Here is a 17981-nt window from a genome sequence, read left to right on the forward strand (position 1 = left end):
AAAAGGGGAAAAAACATGAGCGAAATTAAATTTACGAAATCCCACGAATGGATCAAAATTGACGGTGACTCTGCTAAAATCGGCGTGTCTGACTATGCCCAAGGCGAATTGGGCGACATTGTCTACGTAGACCTGCCGGACATCGGTGATGAAATCAAAAAAGGCGCCAACTTTGCCGATATCGAGTCCGTTAAAACCGCCTCAGAAATTTATTCACCAGTCAGTGGTGTAGTTGTTGCTATCAATGAAGATTTGGAAGACGCTCCAGAATCAATCAATGAAAAAGCCAACGATACATGGATTATCGAAGTCGGCGAATTAGGTGATTTGGAGGATTTATTGACCCAAGAAGAATACGACGCCTATTTAAAAGAAATTGATGATTAGAGGGTTAAAACTATAATATTTTGCACGGATGCGGATACCACTTTTAGCAGTTTTGCAAAAAGCCAGCAGTCTAGTGGAATGGTATACGGCGCGAAAATAAAACTAAATTTCTGGAAGAAATTTATTACCTAAAAATGAGCAAGGACACCAGTTCCACTTTTCACAGTTCTGTAAACAGCCAGCAGTTTAGTGGAATGGTATACGGAATGAAAATCAAACTAAATTTCTGAAAGAAATTCAATACCTTAATATGAATGAGGAGGCACATCATGGCAAACTATATCGGCACCACCTCCGCAGAACAGCAGGAGATGCTTCAAAAAATCGGCCTCAATCAGTTAGAGGATTTATTTAAAGAAATTCCTGAGGCGGTTAGAGTAAGTCAATTGAATTTACCAGCCGGAAAAAGTGAGCGGGAAGTCCGTCAAGCAATGAGTCAGTTGGCCCACAAAAACCAAGTTTTCCCAACAGTCTTTAGAGGCGCCGGGGCATATCGTCATTATATTCCGTCAGTCGTTCAGCAAATTGCCGGTAAAGAAGAATTTATGACCGCTTATACACCATATCAACCGGAAATTAGCCAAGGAATTTTGCAATCTATTTTTGAATACCAAACGCTGATTTGTGAGCTGACGGGGATGGAAGCGGCGAATGCTTCGGTGTATGATGGAGCGACGGCGGCAGCTGAAGCGGTGAATATGTGCACAGATAAGAAACGGAAAAAAGTTTTAGTGGCGGCAACAATGCATCCGATGACGATTGTAACAATTGAAACCTATTACCGTTATCGCGATGTCGAAATCGTATTAATTCCAGAAGTTGATAATCAATTGGATATAGCAGCTTTGAAGGGGCAACTAGATGAAACTGTTGCCTGTACGATTGTTCAGCAACCAAATTATTGGGGAACTTTGGAAAATGTTGAAGAAATCATTTCCCTGACGCATGAAAATCAAAGTAAATCAGTTCTTTCTGTTAATCCGATGACCAATGCATTATTGAAATCTCCGAGGGAATTAGGCGCAGATATTGCGGTGGGAGAAGCCCAACCTTTGGGATTGCCACTAAATTTCGGCGGTGCTTATATTGGTTTTATGGCGACTAGCAATAAAATGATTCGTAAACTTCCTGGCCGGATTGCCGGACAAACAGTTGATAATCAAGGCCGCCGAGCTTTTGTTTTAACGTTGCAGGCTAGAGAGCAACATATTCGGCGGGAAAAATCTAATTCTAATATCTGTTCCAATGTAGCCCACTGTGCCCTGACTGTCTCAATTTATCTCAGCGCAATGGGACCAAATGGTTTGGCAAAAGTCGCTCAGCAATCCTATGACAAGGCCCACTATTTTGCAGCCGAGCTGGCAAAAATTCCCGGAATCAAAATTTTAAGTCAAAACTTTTTCCACGAGTTTGTCACGGAAATGCCAATTGATGACGAAATTTTATTAGCAGAATTAGCTAAGCAAAATATCTTAGGCGGCCTGCCTACAGACAAAGGCCTGCTCTGGTGTGCAACTGAAATGAATACAAAAGCAGAAATTGATTTGGTGGTAGCCGCTGTGGCCCAGATGATTTCTGAGAAAGTTTAGGAGGTGCCACGATGAAATTAGTTTTTGAAAGAAGCATTCCCGGTTACGAAACGGATTGGCTAGGCGCTAGCGATGTGCCAAGCAGCGCAATTCCTGAAAATTTGCGGCGCCAGACTGACTTGCATCTGCCAGAACTTTCTCAAAATGAATTGAGCCGTCATTATACTCAACTGGCTAAAGAAAGTTTTGGGGTCAACGATGGGTTTTATCCCCTCGGTTCTTGTACGATGAAATACAATCCGAAAGTCAATGATGAAATGGCCGGCTTGGAGGGCTTTAAAGAGATTCATCCTTTGCAACCAGTTGAAACAATTCAAGGTGCACTTGAGGTGATGACGACGGCCGAAAGCTGGTTAAGTGAAATCAACGGCATGGACGCTTTTACTTTTCAACCGGCTGCTGGCGCCCATGGTGAGTTAACCGCTTTGCTGATGATTAAAGCCTATCACGAGCTGAACGGAGACCATCACAGAACCAAAATTATTGTGCCGGATTCCGCTCACGGAACGAATCCCGCCAGTTCGGCGATGGCCGGCTTTGAAACTGTTAATATTCCGTCAGATGAATTTGGCTGTGTCGATTTAGAGACCTTAAAGGCGGCGGTTGGACCAGATACTGCTGGCTTAATGTTGACCAATCCAAATACGGTTGGAATTTTTGATCCAAACATTACGGAAATTACAAAAATTGTACATGATGCTGGTGGCCTAAATTACTATGACGGGGCCAACTTAAATCCGATTATGGGGATTGTGCGCCCGGGGGACATGGGTTTTGATGTTGTTCATTTAAATATCCATAAAACTTTTTCAACTCCCCACGGTGGCGGCGGCCCCGGCATGGGACCTGTCGGCTGCAAAGCAATTTTAAAGGATTTTCTGCCGGATTATTATCCAGTTGAAACGAATGGAACTTGGGCCTTCACCACACCAAAACATACAATTGGTCAGGTCAAAGGCTTTTACGGCCATTTTTCAATTTTGACGCGAGCTTTGACCTACTTGCTGACGCTTGGTGGCGACGGTATCACCGCCTCAGCTAAAGCCGCTGTTTTAAACGCCAACTATTTACTCCATGGACTCAAGGAAAAATATCAAGTCCCTTATGGCGACCATTGTATGCATGAATTTGTAATTAGTTTAAGTCAGCTGAAAAAACAAACAGGTGTAAGTGCTTTGGATATGGCAAAAGCTTTACTGGATTATCAAATGCATCCGCCAACCATGTACTTCCCGCTAATTGTTCCAGAGGCGTTAATGTTAGAGCCGACTGAAACTGAATCAAAACAAACCTTAGATGAAGCAATTCAAATTTTCTTGGACCTGTACGACCAAGCTATGGAAAATGGTGAAGTTTTCCATGAGTATCCATTGACGACACCAGTCGGGCGAGTGGATGAGGTGGGGGCTGCCCGCAATCCGCAAATTCGCTATCTCTTTGATTAAATCTTAAAAAAAGTTAAAGCTTCTCAAAAAAGTTTCATAATCAAACTAAATTGAATAAGTATGAAATGCTGATTTTGCATAGGTTTAAAAGAATGCAACGGGTTTTTGACAATTATTTCTTGAGAATGTCTAGAAATTATTGTTAAAATCCTATTGCATTTTTTTTTTTAGTAAGATATAGTTTGAACATCAAATGATTTGATAATCAAACTAATTGGTGGTGGACCATGGAACCGAATTTAGAAACAGTCAACGACTATTTAGTGAGCATCTTTAATGATATTTTGACAATTGAAGAATCGGAATTAAAAAAGTCGCGATTCGATGATGTCTCGATAACAGAAATGCACACGATTGAAGCCATTGGCATGTATCGCAAAAAAACCACTTCCGAAGTTGCTAAAGAATTGTCGATTACCGTTGGGACCCTGACGACGGCAATCAATCGTCTTGTCAAAAAAGAGTATGTCGAACGCATCCGCAGCGAAGATGATCGCCGAGTAGTGAAGCTGGGACTTACCAAAAAAGGAAAACTTTTATTCCGAGTGCACCAGCATTTTCATCGGCAAATGGTGAAAAATATTTTGACAGGAATGGAAAAAGATGAAGAAACGGCGTTGTTAAAAGCGTTAAAAAACCTTCATGATTTTCTGCATTCTTATAAGTGAGGATCACGGATGAAAAATTATGCAAAAATTACTGCTACTGCTAGTTATGTGCCGGCTAATCGGGTAACCAACGATCAGCTTTCCGAAATGATGGAGACCTCAGATGAATGGATAACCAGTCGGACAGGCATTCACGCTCGTCATATCACGACTGGCGAAGATACTTCGGATTTATGTATCCAAGTTGCTGAAAAACTTATCGCTGAAAATAATTTTTCAGCAGATAGTTTAGATTTTATTATTGTCGCAACCATGTCACCAGATTACACCTGTCCTTCAGTGGCCTGTATGGTCCAAGGGGCAATTGGGGCTACGCAAGCCTTTGCTTTTGATGTAACGGCTGCTTGTTCTGGATTTGTCTTTGGCTTAGCCACTGCTGAAAAATTTATTCGTGGCGGCTATCAAAGAGGACTAGTCATCGGCGGCGAAACCACTTCAAAATTATTAGATTGGGAAGACCGCAGTACTGCTGTTTTATTCGGGGATGGCGCCGCTGGAGTCGTAGTTGAAGCCAGCGATGTGCAACATTTTCACCGAGAACTGTTGGCCTCTGATGGTACTCGGCAAAAGAGTCTGACGGCTGGTAAGAAAAATTTTGACAGTCCCTTTTGGCAAGAGCCACCGACAGATGAGTATTTTTTACAGATGAATGGTCGCGATATTTTTGATTTTGCCACGAGAGATGTTGTCAAAAACATCTCAGCAGTTGCGGCAGAAGAAAAAGATACGATTGATTATTATTTATTGCATCAAGCAAATGAGCGGATTATTGATAAAATTGCCCGCAAGTTGAAGGTGCCACGAGAAAAATTTCTCACCAATATGGCTGACTATGGCAACACGTCAGCAGCTAGTATCCCGCTTTTATTAGATGAAGCCGTTCAAGCCGGCACCATCCAGCTGGGATCAAATCAAAAATTGATGTTAACGGGTTATGGCGGCGGCTTAACCTGGGGAAGTCTCCTGGTCACCGTTTAGGACCGTTTGCATATACAGAGCACTGCTCAAGAAAACTAACAAAACAATCGGAGGATTTATTATGGTATTCGAAAAAATTCAAGGCATCATTGTAGAAGAATTAGGTAAGGACGCTGAAGAAATTCAATTGACAACAAACATCCAAGAAGACTTGGAAGCAGACAGCTTAGACCTTTTCCAAATCATCAATGAAATTGAAGACGAGTTCGATGTCAAAATTGAAACGGAAGACGGCATTGCAACCGTTCAAGACTTAGTTACTTATGTTGAAAAACAATTAGCAGAAAAATAAAAAATTAGTGGGACTGTGACATAAGTTAACGGCCAAAATGTTCTGAAGACGTTTAAGCTTTTGTGATGGCTGGATTCTATGCCCGGCTGTCACAAAGGCTTGAACCAAAACATTTGCGCCGGATTATGTCCCAGTCCCTACTGCTATTTTGCTGATGAGAAAGGAACTACCATGAAAACAGCCTTATTATTTAGTGGACAGGGTGCTCAATATCCCGGAATGGGAAAAGAATTATACGAACAAGAAGCGATTATGAGGGAGACCTTTGCCGAGGCCAGCGCTAGTTTAGGCTATGACGTCGCTGAATTGTGTTTCACCGAAAATGAACGTTTAAATCAAACAGAATTTACCCAACCAGCAATTTTGACCGTCTGTGTAGGATTTTTGCGAGTATTGCAGGAAAAAGGCATTACCTACGACGCGGCCGCCGGATTGAGTTTGGGAGAATATACAGCTTTAGTTGCTAGCGGAGCATTAAGCTTTGCTGATGCAATCGCCTTGATTGCTAAACGCAGTCAGTATATGGCAACCGCCGCACCAAAAGGCGTCGGAAAAATGGTAGCAGTCATGAACACACCAGTTGAAGTGATTGAAGAAAGCTGTCGGGAGGCTAGCCAATTTGGCATCGTCTCACCAGCGAATTACAATACGCCACAACAAATCGTAATTGGCGGTGAAGTAGCAGCCGTTGACAAGGCGATGGAAATTTTAACTGCAAAAGGTGCAAAACGAATGATGCCCCTTAATGTCAGTGGACCTTTCCACACAGCCTTACTAAAACCTGCTGCTGAAAAATTGGCAGTAGCTTTAGAAGACGTGACTTTTCACGATTTTAAAGTACCGGTTGTCAGCAATACAACCGCTCAGGTGATGGAAAAAAATCAAGTCAAAGATTTATTAACAAGGCAAGTCATGTCACCGGTGCGCTTTTATGAAAGTGTTGCAACGTTGCAGGGCTTAGGCATCGACACGATGATTGAAGTTGGTCCTGGTAAAACCTTGACCGGCTTTTTGAAAAAAATCGATAAGACAATCCAACACAGCCGCGTTGAGGATAGTAAAACCCTCACTGAAACGTTAGCGCTGTTATCAGGAGGAAGCAATGGAAATTAAGGATAAAAATGTTTTTATCACTGGCAGTACCCGGGGCATCGGCAAAGCTTTGGCCCACGCATTTGCTAAAGCGGGCGCCAATATTATTTTAAATGGCCGCAGCCAGATTTCAGATGAACAAGTTGCTGAGATTACTGCTTATGGCGTGAAATGTATCGGAGTTTCTGGCGATATTGCTGATTTTGATAACGCCGCTAGCATGTTGGCAGAGGCGGAAGCTAATTTAGGTCCCGTGCATATCTTAATCAATAATGCCGGAATCACCGATGATAAATTATTAATTCGCATGAAGGCTGCTGATTTTGAAGAAGTTATCAAAATCAATTTAACTGGTACTTTTAATATGACTCAGCACGCTTTGAAGAAAATGATGAAGCTCAGAGAAGGCGTGATTATCAATTTGGCCAGCGTTTCTGGATTGATGGGCAACCTTGGACAAGCTAATTATGCTGCTAGTAAGGCTGGCGTTGTCGGTTTTACAAAATCCGTTGCCCGGGAAGCTGCTGCCCGTGGGATTACGGTCAATGCGATTGCCCCAGGTTTTATCGAAACGGACATGACAGAAGTTCTCTCTGACAAGGTCAAAGAACAGACTGTTGAGCAAATTCCTTTAAAACGCTATGGCAATGTTGAAGAAGTTGCCCAAACGGCTTTGTTTTTAGCGCAAAATCAATATATCACCGGTCAAGTTATCAATGTTGATGGTGGCTTAGTGATGAACGGCTAAAAAAAATTCAGCGTGTTTGACACCTGAGTTTCTGGAAAAATGGATTACCTTAAATAGGAGGAATAAAAATGACACGAGTAGTAATTACTGGTTATGGTGTTGCTTCGCCGATTGGCAACGATGCTGAGACCTTTAGAAATAGTTTAAAAGCCGGCACTAACGGCATTGGTCCGATTACTAAATTTGATGCCAGCGAAACCGGCATTTCGTTAGCGGGGGAAGTCAAAGATTTTCCTTATGATAAATACTTTATTAAAAAAGATGCCAAACGGATGGACTGGTTTTCTTTATATGGAATTTATGCGGCTTTAGAAGCGATGGAAATGGCTAATTTGAAAGCCGAAGATACCGATGCAGATCGCTTCGGTGTGATGGTAGGTTCCGGTATCGGTGGACTGCCAACGATTCAAGATCAAGTCACTCGCATGAACGAAAAAGGCCCACAACGGGTGTCACCAATGTTCGTGCCGATGTCGATTGCCAACATGGCGGCCGGCAATATCGCTTTGAAAGTTGGCGCAAAAGGAATTTGTACAGCAATTGTTACGGCTTGTGCCAGCGGAACCCATTCGATTGGTGAAGCCTTTAGAAATATCAAACATGGCTATCAAGATGTTATGTTAGCTGGTGGCGCTGAAGCTTCAATTTGTGAAATCGGCATTGCCGGTTTTGCTGCATTGACGGCTTTATCAACGGCAACTGACCCAGCAACTGGTTCTCGACCTTTTGATGCTCACCGCAACGGCTTTGTGATGGGAGAAGGCGCTGGTGTATTCCTTTTAGAATCTTTAGAGCATGCCGAAAAACGTGGCGCAACCATTTTAGGTGAAGTTGTCGGCTATGGTGCAAACTGTGATGCTTATCATATGACTGCTCCAACACCAGATGGCTCAGGTGCCTCTAAGGCAATGAAGTTGGCAATGGCTGAAGCGGGAATTACTCCGGCTGAAGTTGGTTACATCAATGCCCACGGAACAAGCACGCCAACAAATGACGTAGCAGAATCTAAAGCTATTAAGCTGGCGTTAGGTGACGATTATGCCAAACCATATGTCAGCTCAACTAAGTCAATGACAGGTCACTTATTAGGTGCAGCTGGCGGAATTGAAGCGGTAGCGGCCCTAGTTGCTTTACAGGAGCAATTTATTCCACCAACCATCAATGTAACTGAATTAGATTCAGACGTTGAAGTTAACGTAGTCATCAACGAAAGCAAACCAGCTGAGATTACTTATGCTTTAAGTAATTCACTAGGTTTTGGCGGTCACAATGCGGTTCTTTGCTTGAAGCGTTGGGAAGCTTAATTTATATTTTATTTTTACGGGTCTAAGGTGTCTAGAGCATTTTAGTTGGAAGTCTTTAGACCCGTTTTTTGCAATTATTTTTTGAAACTGTGTAGACAGTGAGGAGCAATTATTCATGAATATTAATGAAGTCAAAGATTTATTAAAAAGTTTTGACCAATCCAGCCTGACAGAGTTTGACTTAAAGGAAAGCTCTTTTGAATTATATATGAACAAAAATGACATGATCCGTGGCCAGCAAACAACTGTTGCTGTGACAGAAGCACCACTAGTTAGTTCACAACCGATACCCGTAACACCGGCAGCTGAAGTAATTGGTAGCAATGATGGACCGACAGAAATGTTCGTTGTGGAATCTGGTACCGAAATTGTTTCACCAATTGTGGGTGTCGTCTATCTATCACCATCACCAGACCAAGGAAACTTTAAAGCAGTCGGCGACACTGTAAAAAAAGGTGACATTATTTGTATCGTGGAAGCGATGAAGGTCATGAACGAAATCACTAGTGAAATTGACGGCGTGGTCGCTGAAATTCTAGTGGAAAATGAAGCCGTGGTAGAATTCGGCCAACCGTTATTCCGTATTCAATAAACTACTCAAAAAGGATAAAGCAAATGAAATTATCAATTGAAGAAATCAAAGAAATTATTCCCCATCGTTATCCAATGCTTTTGATTGATGGCGTGGAGGAGTTAGAAGAAGGCAAGCGGGTCGTTGCCAAGAAAAATGTCACCTTCAATGAACAAGTTTTTCAAGGACATTTTCCCGGTAACCCAGTAATGCCCGGCGTTTTAATTTTAGAAGCCTTAGCACAGGCTGGAGCCGTTGCTTTACTGTCATTGCCGGATTTTAAAGGCAAAACCGCTTATTTTGGCGGCATCGACAAAGCTAAATTTCGTCAGAAAGTGGTGCCCGGCGACACCTTAATGTTAGAAGTTGAAATAATTAAAGTAAAAAAAGTAGCTGGCATCGGTAAAGGGATTGCCTATGTAAACGGCAAAAAAGTCGCCGAGGCCGAGTTAACTTTTATGATTGGATAGGTGTCTATGTTTACAAAAGTTCTAATCGCCAACCGGGGAGAAATTGCCGTGCGGATTATCCGTGCTTGTCGTGAGATGGGCATTGCGACGGTCGCTGTTTATTCAGAAGCGGACCGAGAAGCGCTCCACACCCAGTTAGCAGATGAAGCAATTTGTATTGGACCGGCCAAAGCGACCGATTCATATTTAAATATTCAACAAGTTTTAAGTGCTGCGATTGTGACAAACGCTCAGGCGATTCATCCCGGCTTTGGTTTTTTATCTGAAAATAGCCGCTTTGCATCGATGTGTGAAGAATTAAATATTACATTTATTGGACCAAAAGGCGCGACCATTGATGCAATGGGCAATAAAATCAATGCCCGCACGTTAATGCTAGAAGCCAACGTGCCAGTAATTCCCGGCAGTGATGGTGCTGTTGCCAACGTCGAAGAAGCTTTGAAAATTGCTGAAGAAATCGGTTATCCGGTGATGCTAAAAGCAGCAGCCGGTGGTGGTGGCAAAGGGATTCGTAAAGTTTTAACAGCTGAGGAATTGCCGCAGCATTTTCAATCTGCCAGTTCAGAAGCCCTAGCCGCTTTTGGCAATGGCGATATGTATTTGGAAAAAATTGTCTATCCGGCTCGTCACATTGAGGTCCAAATTTTAGGGGACGCCTTTGGCAATATCATTCATCTTGGTGAACGGGATTGCTCTTTGCAGCGGAACAACCAAAAAGTTTTAGAAGAATCCCCCTCGGTTGTCATCGGCAAGCAAAAGCGTCAAGATTTAGGCGCAGCGGCGGTTCGAGCAGCGCAGGCGGTAAACTATCAAAATGCCGGCACTATTGAATTTTTGATGGACGAAGCAGGGGATTTTTATTTTATGGAAATGAATACTCGCATCCAAGTGGAGCATCCGGTAACTGAAATGGTGACCGGTGTTGACTTGGTTAAAAAGCAAATTGAAATTGCCGCAGGTTTACCCTTAGAGTTGCAGCAGGCTGATATTTGTTTTAGCGGACATGCAATTGAATGCCGCATCAATGCGGAAAATCCGGCCTTTAATTTTGCTCCTTCACCGGGAAAAATTAAAAATTTATTACTGCCAAGCGGCGGTATGGGACTGCGGGTGGACAGCGCCATGTATTCAGGTTATACTATTCCCCCGTATTACGATTCGATGATTGCAAAAGTGATTGTCCACGGTGAAAGCCGCTTTGAAGCCTTGATGAAGATGCAGCGGGCTTTAAGCGAGCTGGTGACAGAAGGCGTTGTCACGAATGCGGAGTTTCAATTAGACTTAATCAGCCATCCCCAAGTTTTAGCTGGTGATTATGATACAGCCTTTTTACAAGAAACCTTTTTACCAAACTGGTCACCAGAGGATTAAATTAATCTGGGCTGAAAAATGAAGGAGGCGTGAAATTGGCGCTGTTTAAAAAGAACAAAAATTATATTCGCATCAATCCCAATCGTCCCGGACAACCCAGCAGCAAGCCGGAGGTTCCCGATGATATGTTTGCTAAGTGCCCTTCGTGTAAACGAACCATTTACACGAAGGACATCGGCACGGAAAAAATTTGCCCTTATTGCGGCTACAGTTTTCGGATTAACGCTTGGGAGCGTTTAGCCTTAACGGTTGACAGCAAAAGTTTTCGAGAATGGGATACCGAGGTTGAAACTAAAGATCCGCTAGATTTTCCTAACTATCTTAGTAAGATTGAGCAGCTGCGGGAAAAAACTGATTTGCATGAAGCTGTGGTCACGGGAAAAGCCAAGATTAATGGTAATTCGGTGGCGATTGGTGTTATGGATGCCAATTTTATCATGGGTAGCATGGGCACCGTGGTCGGTGAAAAAATTACCCGTCTCTTTGAAAAGGCCTTGGCAGAAAAATTACCAGTGGTTATTTTCACAGCCTCTGGCGGCGCTCGGATGCAGGAAGGAATATTTTCTTTGATGCAGATGGCGAAAATTTCTGCGGCGGTCAAACGCCACAGTAACGCTGGATTGTTATATATTACGGTCTTAACCGATCCAACGACGGGCGGTGTGACCGCAAGTTTTGCGATGGAAGGCGACATTATTTTAGCGGAGCCGCAAAGCCTGATTGGCTTTGCCGGTCGGCGAGTTATTGAGCAAACCATCAAACAAGAACTGCCGGAGGACTTTCAAAAAGCAGAATTTTTATTGGCCCACGGCTTTGTTGATCAAATCGTACCCCGCACGGAATTAAAAGAGCGTTTAAGTGAGTTATTAATCATGCATACAATGGAGGGGTGGAACTAATGGCTTTAACTGCAAATGAAATTGTTCAATTAGCCAGAAAGCAGGACCGCCCCACCAGCTTAGATTATTTTGAAACGATTTTTGATGACTTTCAAGAGTTTCATGGTGATCGTTTATTCGCAGATGACAGTGCAATTGTCGGCGGTGTCGCTAAATTAGCCGGCAAGCCGGTGACAGTGGTTGGCATTCAAAAGGGTAAGGATTTACAGGACAATATCAAACGGAATTTTGGGGCTCCTAATCCGGAAGGTTACCGCAAGGCGTTGCGCTTGATGAAACAAGCGGAGAAATTCAAACGACCAGTGATTACCCTAATCAATACAGCCGGCGCTTTTTGTGGCGTCGGTGCTGAAGAACGAGGCGAAGGGGAAGCTATCGCTAAAAATTTGATGGAAATGTCAGATTTAAAGGTTCCAATTATCGCTATTATTATCGGTGAAGGTGGCAGCGGTGGCGCCTTAGCGTTGGGCGTTGCAGATGAGGTCTGGATGATGGAGCATAGCATTTATGCCATTTTATCACCAGAAGGCTTTGCATCAATTCTTTGGAAGGATGGCTCACGGGCGGCTGAAGCAGCTGAGCTGATGAAAATCACAGCTAATGAGCTCCAAGATATGGCTGTCATTGAACGGGTGATTCCAGAAACCTTTAACGGCGAAGCTTTGCCACAAGACAAAATCAATCGTTTGGTGCAAAAGGCTTTAATTGAAAAATTAACAGAATTAAGTAAAAAGGATTCAGAAACACTTTTGGCTGAACGTTATCAGCGTTTCCGTAATTTTTAATTTAAAAAAATATTAAAGAGGCTGTACAATTAGTTAAAACAGAGCCGAACTATCTTATATTTGCGATGAGGACCTACTGGACCGCAGTTGCAAGTATAAGATAGTTCGGCTTTCATCTGTTAAAAAACTAATTGTACAGCCTCATTTTGTTTATTCAGTATTATTCCCTTCAGTAATTGTATCATTTGCAGGGGTCTCTTCATCAGTATTATTGTTATCCGTTTCCGTGTCGCTATCAGCATCATCACTGTCATTATCTGTGGTTGTTGAATTATTTGAATTAGAGCCGCTACTTCTAGAATCTGAAGACGAGGTTGTCGAACTAGCAGTGTGCTGCGCCCAATAACTTTGATAATTTTCTGTGGTGCCGCCAATGCCAAAGTTGTAACGACTATTGGCGATAGTGGCTCCTGATGCCCACAGTGAGGTGACTAAGCTGCCGGGATCTGAATAACTTTTGTTTTCATAGGTAAAGTTGCCTTTTCTTAAACCCGTCACATCTGAAACCTGAACAGATTGAACATCAGATGATAAAGAAAATTTCTGATCAGCGCCAAAGACAGTACTGTTGGTTTGGTAGAGGCGGTTGACCATATAGGCTAAAAAGTTACCGCTCCTAACACCAGAGTAGCCATAGAGGGCACTATTATCATCTTTACCAGACCAGTTGCCAATGGTAATCGCCGGTGTCTGCACAATTAACCAAGAATCGGTATTATCTTCTGTAGTCCCGGTTTTTCCGGCCCAATCAGCTTGGCCAATTGGCGAGTTTAAACCGGTTAAGATTCCTTTAAAGGAGGTCGTCTGAGCTGCTGTAATGACGCTTTCCATTAAATTATTCATAATGGAAGCGGCAGACTGACTGTAGACTTGAACAGGATCGGCTTGATGCTGATAAATCACATTGCCGGCATTGTCGACAATGTTTTCCACTAGATAACCTTCTAGATAGTTACCGCCGTTCGCTAATGTTTGATAAGAATTTACCATATCCAAAACGGTAACAATTGAGGTACCTAATGGAGCAGATTCCGTGTTCCAGTCGCCATTGTCAGGAAAATTCATTTTTGATAAATAATTTTCATAGACATAATTAGCGCCTAAAGTATCTTGAATTTCTTGGTAAGTATGATAGGCGGTAACATTATCTGAAGCTTGTAAGGCAGCACGGGTTGATAGAAAATTGCCCACACCTGAGACACCATTCGCATTTTGAATTGGTTGATCGACAGTTTTATATTTTACTTCATAACTGGCAATTTTTGATTCGGTCCCAATCAATCCTTGATCGACGGCGGGACCATAGGCTAAGACCGGTTTGATTGTCGAACCCGGCTGCCGTTGAGTGGTTAGGGCATGATTATTTTGATTTGTGGAATAATCTAAGCTACCGAGAAAGGCTAAGATTTTTCCGGTGGTATTGTCCATCATAACGGTTCCCGTTTGAACTTCATTGCCGGAACCATCTTGAAGCATGTAGCCGTAATCGACGGCTGCTTGTTGCATGGAGTCGTACAATGACTGGTCAATTGTTGAAGTAACCGTGTAGCCGTTATTTTCGATTTGTCGTTCGGCTCTGGTTAAATATTGATTCATATTAGTTGATTCTTGATAGTCTGTTTCGGACAAACCATCATTTAAAGCCAACTGCTCAGCTAAGACATTGATAGCCTCATCCATCACCGAATAGTAAAGAAAATCTCGATCATCAGTTTCGGCAGTGGCCTGCGGTAAAAAGTCAGCAGCCAAATCATAATTTTTAGCATCATTATAATCCGCTTCTGAAATCAAACCCTCTCGATACATCGCAAATAATACTTCGTCCTTGCGTTCTAATCCAGCTGAATAATCTTCCTTCAAAGCACCGCCTTGCGTGTAAGGACTGTAAACAATCGGGCTTTGAGGCAAGCCAGCAATAAAAGCGGCTTGGGCTAAGTTGACTTCCGCTGCACTGACGCCAAAAATGCCTTCTGCGGCTTCTTGAACGCCGGCGATATTTTGACCGCGATTATTACGGCCAAAGGGTGAAACATTTAAATAGGTTGTGACGATTTCATCTTTGGTATAAAATTTTTCGGCCTGAGCCGCCAATAATATTTCATTGGCTTTTCGGTCAAAGGTCGTTTCATCCGTTAAGACCTGCTGCTTAATCAATTGTTGCGTCAGAGTTGAACCACCAGAGGAACCTAAGCCAGTAACTTCAGAAATCAAAGCCCGTAAAACGGCTTTTGGCACAAAGCCGGAGTGTTCATAAAAATTTTCATCCTCGACACTGACGATGGCATTCTTTAGTAAGGTAGAAATTTCTTCTGATGAAACGGTTGTTCTTAATAAATCTGAACTGATGGTGGCAATCTGGCTGCCATCAGCATAATTTAAATAAGATGTTTCTGTGATATTTCCAAAGGCCCGGTCAAAATCATCCCGTTCCATTAAACTGGTATCTGCTACTAGCGAGGCGAAATAACCAGCCCCGATTCCTGCTCCTAATGCTCCTAGAAACAAAAGAATGACAATCACAAAGACAAAAAGTGATTGGAAGATGCCTAGTGTCACATTTGTAATAAACCCAGCTTTTTTTTCAACTTTTTTGAGCTGTTGCTGCTGCTCATGATCCATTGGCAAAAGCTTTTCCCTCCTTGCAAAGACTTGAGAATTCCCGAAAAGTAAATAAAAGTCTTCATGGTATTATAGCAAAAATCAAAATAAATGAATAGGTTTGCGGACAAATAGGTCTATTCCAAAAAAAAATCGCATTTTCCCGCTAGATTCTAGACTTTGCCCTTTTATTTCAACGCTATTTCAGTTAATATGAATAAGTATGTACAGCATGGCTAAAATCTTTTGTAGAACCGTTTTTCAGACGGTTTCAGCGGGTTTTAAGAGTCGACTAGTAGAATTTTCGCCGATTGCTGTTTGGTTTACACTGACCGATTACCAAGCTTCTAACAAAAAGAACCGGCTGATGAAGGCCAAGGCAGGGCAGTAATTTTCTATTAGAAACAACGGCACTAGCCACAAACTTTTACCAAAAATTAATAACTTAGCTAAATTAGGAGGAAACAACATGAGTTCAGGCTTTTTTGAAGAATTAAAGCTGCGGGGCTTGGTTCATCAAGTCACTGACGAAGAAGCATTAACAAAACAATTAAATGAAGAGTCTGTCAAGCTGTATATCGGCTTTGACCCGACTGCTGATAGTTTGCATATCGGGCATCTATTACCGATTTTAACTTTGCGTCGTTTCCAACAAAATGGCCATGTGCCGATTGCTTTAGTTGGCGGTGGTACCGGTATGATTGGAGACCCGTCATTTAAAGACCAAGAGCGTCAATTAAACACTTTAGATACTGTCAAAAATTGGTCAGCTAGTATCAAAGATCAGCTGTCACGTTTTATTGATTTTGAAGATCAAAAAAATCCAGCACTGGTGGCCAATAACTATGATTGGTTAGGTGAAATTAGTTTAATTGAATTTTTACGGGATGTCGGTAAAAACTTTACGATTAATTATATGATGAGTAAAGAAAGTGTGAAGCGCCGAATTGAAACCGGAATTTCTTACACTGAATTTGCTTACCAATTATTACAAGCTTATGATTTTCTAAAATTATACGAAACCCACGGCTGTCTATTGCAATTAGGCGGCAGTGATCAATGGGGCAATATCACTTCGGGAATTGAATTATTACGCCGAGAAAAAGAAGTCCAAGGTTTTGGCATGACCATGCCGTTAATCACCAAAGCAGACGGCACAAAATTTGGTAAAACAGAAGGTAATGCAGTGTGGCTAGATGCCGAGAAAACCTCCCCCTATGAATTTTATCAATTTTGGATTAATACCGATGATCGGGATGCCGTGAAATTTTTGAAATATTTCACTTTCTTGAGTTTGGCTGAGATTGCCGCAATTGAAGCGGAGTTTACAGCTGCACCAGAAGGCCGAGCTGCTCAAAAAGCTCTAGCTAAAGAGGTGACGAGTTTAGTTCACAGCCCTGCGGCCTACGAACAAGCAGTTCATATTTCAGAAGCTCTTTTCAGTGGAGATATCAAAGGGTTAACAGCTGAAGAAATCAAACAAGGCTTTAAAGATGTGCCGAGCTATGAAGTGCAAACTGATGAGAGTTTGAACTTAGTTGATTTGTTGATTGCTTCTGGAATTGAAGCTTCTAAACGTCAAGCCAGAGAAGATATCCAAAACGGTGCGATTTACCTTAACGGTGAACGCCAAACTGATTTAGCTTATCAGCTAGCTGACAGCGATAAAATTTCCGGTCAATTCACTGTTGTTCGTCGAGGAAAGAAAAAATATTTCCTATTGAAATTTTAAAAAGCAGATGAGTGTCGCTTAAGAAGAAAAAAAGCTGGGAATTTTAACTCCCAGCTTTTTCTATTACATGGAGGAGAATATTTTGGCTGTTGTGTTAATGAACGCTTTTGCGTTGTTTACCATTATTATTTTTGGTTATTTATTAAAACGCTGGAATCTGTTAGCCAAACGAGACGGCGATATCATTTCAAAAATTATTATTAATTTGACGCTGCCGGCTGCCGTGATTACCAATATGTCGACTTTGGTGATTGAACAAGGGCTGTTGATTTTAGTTTTAATAGGCTTCTTGTTTAATGGTCTGATGGTTTTGATTGGCTATCTAACTACCCGCAAGCAACCTTTAGAAGCGGAACGACGCTTTGTGATGTTCAGCAGTTCTGGTTACAATATCGGCAATTTTGCTCTGCCCTTCATCCAAAGCTTTTTGCCGGTGGCGGTCCCTTATCTGGCGATGTTTGATATCGGCAACAGCATTATGCTTTCTGGTGGAACGACGATTTTTATCGATCGCTTGGAGAAGATCAAAGATGATTTTTCTTTGTTGAAGATTTTAAAACGTCTGTTTGCTTCGGTTCCTTTTACAACTTATGTTTTGATGTTACTGATTCGCTTATTATCGATTAATTTACCGGCTTTTGTCTTATCTGTAACAGAAGTTGCTGGCAGTGCCAATACCTTTTTATCGATGCTGATGATTGGCTTGTATCTGGAATTGGTCTTACCGAAAGCTTATCAAAAAATTGTCGTAAAGGTTTTAGCTACTCGCTATGGTGGCGGCATTGTGATGGCAATAATTATTTTTCTTTTGCCGATTCCTGCCATGATGAAAACAGTTTTGTGCCTGCTTTGTCTGGGTCCAGTGCCGACTTTCGGGGTAATTAATTCAGTAGCGGCTGGGATGAAGGCTGAGGCGGTCGGCTTTGCCTCTTCAATTAGTTTTCTAATCAGTTTTGCGCTGATGACCGGCGCTTTAACTATTTTACTCTAGCAGACAAAAAAGTTGAGTTGTAGCAGGTTTTTGGTTAGTCTAAATGAAAAGCAGAAAAATG

The 17981-nt window shown here is 42.2% G+C and carries 17 protein-coding genes; 16 read left to right on the plus strand and 1 reads right to left on the minus strand.

Features of this window, described 5'->3' with window-relative positions; all coding sequences use genetic code 11:
- Nucleotides 1–15 precede the first annotated feature (15 nt).
- The 14 genes from gcvH (at nucleotide 16) to AC1Z3S_RS10655 (ending at nucleotide 12599) form a co-directional block, all read left to right on the plus strand.
- Nucleotides 16–387: a glycine cleavage system protein GcvH gene (gcvH, locus tag AC1Z3S_RS10590; RefSeq protein ID WP_461740357.1), complete on the plus strand. Its 372-nt coding sequence runs from the start codon at nucleotides 16–18 to the stop codon at nucleotides 385–387.
- Nucleotides 388–656: 269 nt separating this feature from the next.
- Nucleotides 657–1976, plus strand: a complete 1320-nt coding sequence (gcvPA, locus tag AC1Z3S_RS10595) for an aminomethyl-transferring glycine dehydrogenase subunit GcvPA (RefSeq protein ID WP_461740358.1) — start codon at nucleotides 657–659, stop codon at nucleotides 1974–1976.
- Nucleotides 1977–1987: 11 nt separating this feature from the next.
- The gene (gene gcvPB, locus AC1Z3S_RS10600) at nucleotides 1988–3421 is read left to right on the plus strand and encodes an aminomethyl-transferring glycine dehydrogenase subunit GcvPB (protein ID WP_461740359.1); all 1434 of its coding nucleotides are present in this window, start codon (nucleotides 1988–1990) and stop codon (nucleotides 3419–3421) included.
- Nucleotides 3422–3648: 227 nt separating this feature from the next.
- On the plus strand, nucleotides 3649–4089 hold the full coding sequence (gene fabT, locus AC1Z3S_RS10605; protein ID WP_265458914.1) for a fatty acid biosynthesis transcriptional regulator FabT: 441 nt from the start codon (nucleotides 3649–3651) through the stop codon (nucleotides 4087–4089).
- Between the two features lie 9 nt (nucleotides 4090–4098).
- On the plus strand, nucleotides 4099–5067 hold the full coding sequence (locus AC1Z3S_RS10610; protein ID WP_461740360.1) for a beta-ketoacyl-ACP synthase III: 969 nt from the start codon (nucleotides 4099–4101) through the stop codon (nucleotides 5065–5067).
- A gap of 61 nt (nucleotides 5068–5128) precedes the next feature.
- Nucleotides 5129–5359 carry an acyl carrier protein gene (locus tag AC1Z3S_RS10615; RefSeq protein WP_265458918.1) on the plus strand — a complete coding sequence of 77 codons (231 nt, stop codon included), beginning with the start codon at nucleotides 5129–5131 and terminating at the stop codon, nucleotides 5357–5359.
- Between the two features lie 171 nt (nucleotides 5360–5530).
- Entirely contained in the window at nucleotides 5531–6472 is a 942-nt protein-coding gene (gene fabD, locus AC1Z3S_RS10620; protein WP_461740361.1) for an ACP S-malonyltransferase, read from the plus strand.
- Nucleotides 6462–7199: a 3-oxoacyl-[acyl-carrier-protein] reductase gene (gene fabG, locus AC1Z3S_RS10625; RefSeq protein WP_461740362.1), complete on the plus strand. Its 738-nt coding sequence runs from the start codon at nucleotides 6462–6464 to the stop codon at nucleotides 7197–7199. The genes fabD and fabG overlap by 11 nt, the downstream gene beginning before the upstream one ends.
- A gap of 68 nt (nucleotides 7200–7267) precedes the next feature.
- Complete coding sequence (fabF, locus tag AC1Z3S_RS10630) at nucleotides 7268–8503, plus strand: beta-ketoacyl-ACP synthase II (protein ID WP_461740363.1); 1236 nt, start codon at nucleotides 7268–7270, stop codon at nucleotides 8501–8503.
- Nucleotides 8504–8618: 115 nt separating this feature from the next.
- Complete coding sequence (gene accB, locus AC1Z3S_RS10635) at nucleotides 8619–9095, plus strand: acetyl-CoA carboxylase biotin carboxyl carrier protein (RefSeq protein WP_461740364.1); 477 nt, start codon at nucleotides 8619–8621, stop codon at nucleotides 9093–9095.
- Between the two features lie 23 nt (nucleotides 9096–9118).
- Nucleotides 9119–9544: a 3-hydroxyacyl-ACP dehydratase FabZ gene (fabZ, locus tag AC1Z3S_RS10640; protein WP_265458923.1), complete on the plus strand. Its 426-nt coding sequence runs from the start codon at nucleotides 9119–9121 to the stop codon at nucleotides 9542–9544.
- A gap of 6 nt (nucleotides 9545–9550) precedes the next feature.
- Nucleotides 9551–10915 (plus strand): acetyl-CoA carboxylase biotin carboxylase subunit, encoded by a 1365-nt coding sequence (locus AC1Z3S_RS10645; RefSeq protein WP_461737893.1) that lies wholly within the window; start codon nucleotides 9551–9553, stop codon nucleotides 10913–10915.
- Between the two features lie 35 nt (nucleotides 10916–10950).
- Nucleotides 10951–11814 (plus strand): acetyl-CoA carboxylase, carboxyltransferase subunit beta, encoded by an 864-nt coding sequence (gene accD / locus AC1Z3S_RS10650; RefSeq protein ID WP_461740365.1) that lies wholly within the window; start codon nucleotides 10951–10953, stop codon nucleotides 11812–11814.
- Nucleotides 11814–12599, plus strand: coding sequence for an acetyl-CoA carboxylase carboxyl transferase subunit alpha (locus AC1Z3S_RS10655; protein WP_461740366.1), 786 nt, complete (start codon nucleotides 11814–11816; stop codon nucleotides 12597–12599). Before accD ends, AC1Z3S_RS10655 begins: the two co-directional genes overlap by 1 nt.
- A gap of 150 nt (nucleotides 12600–12749) precedes the next feature.
- On the opposite strand, the gene AC1Z3S_RS10660 is transcribed toward AC1Z3S_RS10655, so the two are convergent.
- Nucleotides 12750–15218, minus strand: coding sequence for a transglycosylase domain-containing protein (locus AC1Z3S_RS10660; RefSeq protein WP_461740525.1), 2469 nt, complete (start codon nucleotides 15216–15218; stop codon nucleotides 12750–12752).
- A gap of 448 nt (nucleotides 15219–15666) precedes the next feature.
- On the opposite strand from AC1Z3S_RS10660, the gene tyrS reads away from it, so the two are divergent.
- Together tyrS and AC1Z3S_RS10670 are read left to right on the plus strand one after the other, a co-directional pair.
- Nucleotides 15667–16929, plus strand: a complete 1263-nt coding sequence (gene tyrS / locus AC1Z3S_RS10665; protein WP_461737890.1) for a tyrosine--tRNA ligase — start codon at nucleotides 15667–15669, stop codon at nucleotides 16927–16929.
- Nucleotides 16930–17020: 91 nt separating this feature from the next.
- Nucleotides 17021–17920: an AEC family transporter gene (locus tag AC1Z3S_RS10670; RefSeq protein ID WP_461740526.1), complete on the plus strand. Its 900-nt coding sequence runs from the start codon at nucleotides 17021–17023 to the stop codon at nucleotides 17918–17920.
- The last annotated feature ends 61 nt before the right edge of the window (nucleotides 17921–17981 follow it).

Source organism: Enterococcus sp. LJL90 (assembly GCF_056924355.1).